Below are 4,978 nucleotides of genomic sequence, written 5' to 3'. Positions count from 1 at the left end.
GCCCGGGCCCCGTCCCGGACGCCGGGCGCCGCCGGGGGCCCGCCGGGAGCCGCCCGTGCCCGATGGCGCGGCGGCGGCCGGGCGGGTGCAGCGTTTCCCGTACGGCCGGCCCGACCGGCTGTTAGCGTCCGCCGGATGGAGGACCTTGGATCAGTGACCTGGCCGCCCGAGCCGATCAGGACCGGGCGGCTCGTGCTGCGCGAGCCCGAGAGCCGGGACCGCCCGGCGTTCCTCGAGTTGCTCGCCTCGCCGGAGGTGCACACCTACCTCGGCGGGCCCAGGCCGCGGGACGAGCTCGCACGCGAGGTGCCCGCAACGCCCCAGCAGTATCCCGGGAGCTTCGTCGTGGAACGCGGCGGCTCGATGATAGGCCAGCTCCTGCTGCGGAGATCGCCCGGGCACCATCGCCCGGCCGCCGCGGGGAAGGTCGATCTCGGCTACCTGTTCCTGCCGAGCGCCTGGGGACGCGGGTTCGCCACGGAGGCGTGCGCGGCGGCGCTCGGCTGGGTGGACGGCGTGCTTCCCGGCGAGCCGGTGGTCCTGACGACCCAGACCGCCAACACCCGTTCGATGCGCCTCGCCGCGAGGCTGGGCTTCACCGAGGTGGAGCGGTTCGAGGCCTGGGGCGCCGAGCAGTGGCTCGGCATGCGGCCCCCGGCCGCCTCGTCCGGCTGAGGCCCCGGCCCCGCGCCGGGAGCTGCGCGAAGGGCATCCGGTCCGGCCGGCCCGCGCTCCGGCCGGACGCGCACTGCCGCCCGCCGAGGCCCATCACATAGGCTCGCCGGTGACATGGACACCAACCACACATCGCACGTGTCGCTCGGCCCGAAGGCCGACAAGGAGACGGTCCGGCGGCACAACCTGAGCCTCGTGCTGCGCGCCGTGCGGGACGAGGGCGAGGCGACGCGGGCCGGGGTCGCCGCCCGGGTGGGCCTCACGCGGGCGGCCGTGTCGTCCCTCGTGGAGCAGCTGATCGACAACGGCTTCCTGAGCGAGTCGGGCAAGACGTTCAGCGGGCAGGCGGGCAGGCCGGGCACCGTGCTGAAGGTGACCCGCACGGGTCCCGCCGGCATCGGCGTCGAGATCAACATCGACTACGTGTCGGTGTGCGTGGTGGATCTGTCCGGCACCGACCGGGTGCGGCTGACGGAGCACATCGACAACAGGGGCGCGCTGCCCTCCGAGGTCCTGGCGCGCGGGGCGCGCATCGCGGCCCGCACCCTGGAGTCGGCCGGTGAGCAGGACCTGCTCCCGGTGGGTGTCGAACTCGCCCTGCCGGGGCTGGTGTCGGGCGGCACGGTGCGCCAGGCGCCGAACCTGGGGTGGAACCGGGTGCCCGCCGAGGAGCACTTCGCGCAGTCGCTGGCCCGGCTGCGGCCGGACGCGCCGCAGCTGCCGGTGAGTTCGGAGAACGAGGCGAATCTGGCGGCGCTCGCCGAGCTGTGGTTCGGCGGCCTCGGGGCGCTGCGCACCTTCCTCTACCTGACCGGCGAGATCGGGGTGGGCGGGGCGCTCGTCCTGGACGGTGAACTCCTGCGCGGCGCCCACGGCTTCGCGGGCGAGATCGGCCATGTGGTCGTCGACTCGGAGGGCCCGCTGTGCCGGTGCGGCTCGCGCGGCTGCCTGGAGCAGTACGCGGGCCAGTCGGCACTGCTGCGGGCGGCCGGCCTGGACGAGGACGCCGGGGTGCCGGGCGTGGCGGAGCTGGAGCGCAAGGCGCGCGGCGGCGACCGCGCGGCGGTGGCCGCGATCGAGCGGGCCGGCCTGATGCTGGGCCGGGTGGTGTCGGGTGCGGTGAACCTCTTCGACCCGGACGCCGTGGTGCTGGGCGGCATCTACCGGCCGCTGATGCCGTGGCTCTCCCCCTCGGCCGACCGCGAGCTGACGGCCCGGGTGGTCTCCGGCCTGTGGCCGCGCGACAGCGGCCGGCTGCGGGCCTCGTCGTCGGCGGGGGACGCGGCGCGCGGCGCTGCGGCGCTGGTCGTCCGCGCCGTCCTGGCGGACCCGCTGGCGTACGTGGCGGGGCGGGACTGAGCGCCTCCGCCGACCCGCATCCGCCCCCCGCCAACCGCCACACTGCTTCCTGCTGACCGCGCCCTGCTTCCTGCTTCCTGTTTCCTGTTTCCTGCTTCCTGCTTCCTGCTTCCTGCTTCCTGCCAAGGGGCTCCGACGGGCCGGCGGCGGCAGGACGGGAGCGGGCCGCGCGCCCGCGCCCCGACCGCGCGCCGCACGCCCGCGCCCGCACGCGGGAGCCCCCGGCCGGAGGTCTCCGGCCGGGGGCTCCCGACGCGCCGGGTGCCTCAGCGGGCGCCCAGCAGGTGGTCCATCGCGAGCTGGTCGAGGCGCTCGAAGGCCATGCCGCGCTCCGCGGCGGCCTCAGCGTCGAAGTCCTCGTACGCGGACTTGTCGGCGAGCAGCCCCGCGAGCCCGTCGGCGGCGGTGGGCTGCGCCAGCTCGTCGAGCCGGGACGCGCGCAGCGCCTCCTGGACCTCCGGGTCCGCGCGGAAGGACGCCGCACGCTCCTTGAGGATCAGGTAGTTGCGCATGCAGCCGGCGGCCGAGGCCCAGACCCCGTCGAAGTCCTCGGTGCGCGGCGGCTTGAAGTCGAAGTGGCGGCAGCCGTCCCAGCCCGCGCTCTCCAGCAGGTCCACGAGCCAGAACGCGGCGCGCACGTCGCCCGCGCCGAAGCGCAGGTCCTGGTCGTACTTGATGCCGCTCTGGCCGTTGAGGTCGATGTGGTAGAGCTTGTCCGACCACAGCGCCTGGGCGATGGAGTGCGGGAAGTTGAGCCCTGCCATCTGCTCGTGGCCGACCTCGGGGTTCACGCCGAACAGCTCGGGGCGCTCGAGGCGTTCGATGAACGCGAGCGCGTGGCCCACCGTCGGCAGCAGGATGTCGCCGCGGGGCTCGTTGGGCTTCGGCTCGATCGCGAAGCGCATGTCGTAGCCCTTCTCGGTGACGTACTCGCCGAGCAGGTCGAAGGCCTCCTTCATCCGGTCGAGCGCCAGCCGGACGTCCTTCGCGCCGCCGGACTCGGCGCCCTCGCGGCCGCCCCAGGCGACGTACGTCTTCGCGCCGAGCTCGGCGGCGAGGTCGATGTTGCGGACGACCTTGCGCAGCGCGAAGCGCCGGACGTCGCGGTCGTTGGCCGTGAAGCCGCCGTCCTTGAAGACCGGGTGGGTGAAGAGGTTCGTGGTGGCCATCTCGACGACGACGCCCGTCGCGTCGAGCGCCTGTCGGAAGTGCTTGACGTGCGACTCGCGCTCCGCCTCGGAGGCCCCGAACGGGATCAGGTCGTCGTCGTGGAAGGTGACCGCGTACGCCCCGAGGTCCGACAGCCGGCGCACGGACTCGGCGGGGTCGAGGGCGGGCCGGGTGGCGTCACCGAACGGGTCCCTGCCCTGCCAGCCGACCGTCCAGAGGCCGAAGCTGAACTTGTCCTCGCGCGTGGGTGTGAAGTGTTCCGTCATTCCCTTGGCCGCCTTCGCTGCCTCAAAGGTCCGTCCGACCTTTTTGTTTTCTGACATGACTAATATGGCACGACGTCTCGCGCGAGCAACAGTCCCGCACCCGGGCGAACGCGTCACACGCGGACGTGGCGGCCCGTTCGGATCTTGTCCGGTCCCCCGGCGGATCGGGTCCGCCCGCACCCGTGACGCGCCCGCCTCCGCTCGCGTAATTTGTTTCCCACCCGTCCAAAACCGCGTTCACCACGGCGCCCGGCCCCCGGCGCCCGGAGGAGAGACCCCATGTCGCGAACCCCGCTCGTGATCGGCGTGGACAGTTCCACCCAGTCCACCAAGGCGGCCGTCACCGACGCGGCCACCGGCAAGCTGCTCGCCGTCGGCCGCGCCCAGCACCGGGTGACCGGCGAGGGCGGTGCCCGCGAGAGCGACCCCGAGGTGTGGTGGAGCGCCCTCGGCGAGGCCGTCGCCCGGGGGCTCGCGGACGCGGGCGCCGAGGCGTCCGCCGTGCGCGGCATCGCGGTCGCGGGCCAGCAGCACGGGCTCGTCGTGCTGGACGGCTCCGGCCGGCCGCTGCGCCCCGCCATGCTGTGGAACGACACCCGCTCCGCGCCCCAGGCCGCCGCCCTGACGGAGGCCCTCGGCGGGCCGGAGGCCTGGGCCGCGCGCACCGGCTCCGTGCCGGTGGCCTCGATCACCGCGACGAAGTGGCAGTGGCTGCGGGAGCACGAGCCCGACACCGCGCGGGCGGCGGCCGCGATCCGCCTGCCGCACGACTTCCTCACCGAACGGCTGTCGGGCGCGGCCGTCACCGACCCGGGCGACGCCTCGGGCACCGGCTGGTACGCGACGGCCACCGGCGCCTACGACCCCGAACTGCTCGCCCTGCTCGGGCTGGAGGAGGACCTGCTGCCGGCGGTGGCCCCGACGGGCGCCACCCGGGCCGGGACGCTGACCGACGCGGCCGCCGCGGCGCTCGGCCTGCCCGCCGGCATCGCCGTTGCCGCCGGGACCGGCGACAACATGAGCGCGGCCGTGGGGCTCGGTCTCGGGGGCGCGGGGCTGCTCGACCATCCGGTCCTGAGCCTCGGCACGTCGGGCACCGTGTTCGCCGCGACGACGACCCGCCCGGAGTCGGTGGCCCTGAACGGCTTCGCCGCCGCCGACGGCACGTACCTGCCCCTCGGCTGCACGCTCAACTGCACCCAGGCGGTCGACAAGGTGGCCGAGCTGCTGCGCCTGGAGCGGGAGGACGCGCAGCCGGGCGGCGAGGCGGTGATCCTGCCGTACCTGGACGGGGAGCGCACGCCCGACCTGCCGCGGGCCGCCGGGCTGTTGACCGGGCTGCGCCACGACACGACGCCGCAGCGGCTGCTGGGCGCCGCGTACGAGGGCGCCGTGTTCACCGTGCTGCGCGCGCTCGACGAGGTGCTGCGCGCCTGCGGGCTCGACCCGGCGGCGCCGGAGGTGGCGGCCCGGCCGCTGCGGCTGATCGGCGGCGGCGCGCAGGGCCG

Annotated in this window: 4 protein-coding genes; 3 read left to right on the top strand and 1 reads right to left on the bottom strand. The window is 75.2% G+C overall.

Features of this window, described 5'->3' with window-relative positions; all coding sequences use genetic code 11:
* Positions 1 to 135 precede the first annotated feature (135 nt).
* Together L1885_RS23485 and L1885_RS23480 are read left to right on the top strand one after the other, a co-directional pair.
* Positions 136 to 675 (top strand): GNAT family N-acetyltransferase, encoded by a 540-nt coding sequence (locus tag L1885_RS23485; RefSeq protein ID WP_235799163.1) that lies wholly within the window; start codon positions 136 to 138, stop codon positions 673 to 675.
* A 114-nt stretch (positions 676 to 789) separates the two neighbouring features.
* A complete protein-coding gene (locus L1885_RS23480) occupies positions 790 to 2,034 on the top strand; it encodes an ROK family transcriptional regulator (protein ID WP_235799162.1) in 1,245 nt (414 codons plus the stop codon).
* Positions 2,035 to 2,300: 266 nt separating this feature from the next.
* Here the strand turns inward: L1885_RS23480 and xylA are convergent, their stop codons facing one another.
* The gene (gene xylA / locus L1885_RS23475) at positions 2,301 to 3,470 is read right to left on the bottom strand and encodes a xylose isomerase (RefSeq protein WP_235799164.1); all 1,170 of its coding nucleotides are present in this window, start codon (positions 3,468 to 3,470) and stop codon (positions 2,301 to 2,303) included.
* Positions 3,471 to 3,749: 279 nt separating this feature from the next.
* Here xylA and L1885_RS23470 point away from each other — a divergent pair.
* Positions 3,750 to 4,978: FGGY family carbohydrate kinase (locus L1885_RS23470; protein ID WP_235799161.1), on the top strand; the 1,229-nt coding region annotated here is incomplete at its 3' end.

The sequence above is a fragment of the Streptomyces fuscigenes genome (genome assembly GCF_021556455.1).
GTDB classification, from domain to species: Bacteria; Actinomycetota; Actinomycetes; order Streptomycetales; family Streptomycetaceae; genus Streptomyces; species Streptomyces fuscigenes.
This window is presented reverse-complemented; position numbering and strand designations above follow the sequence as displayed.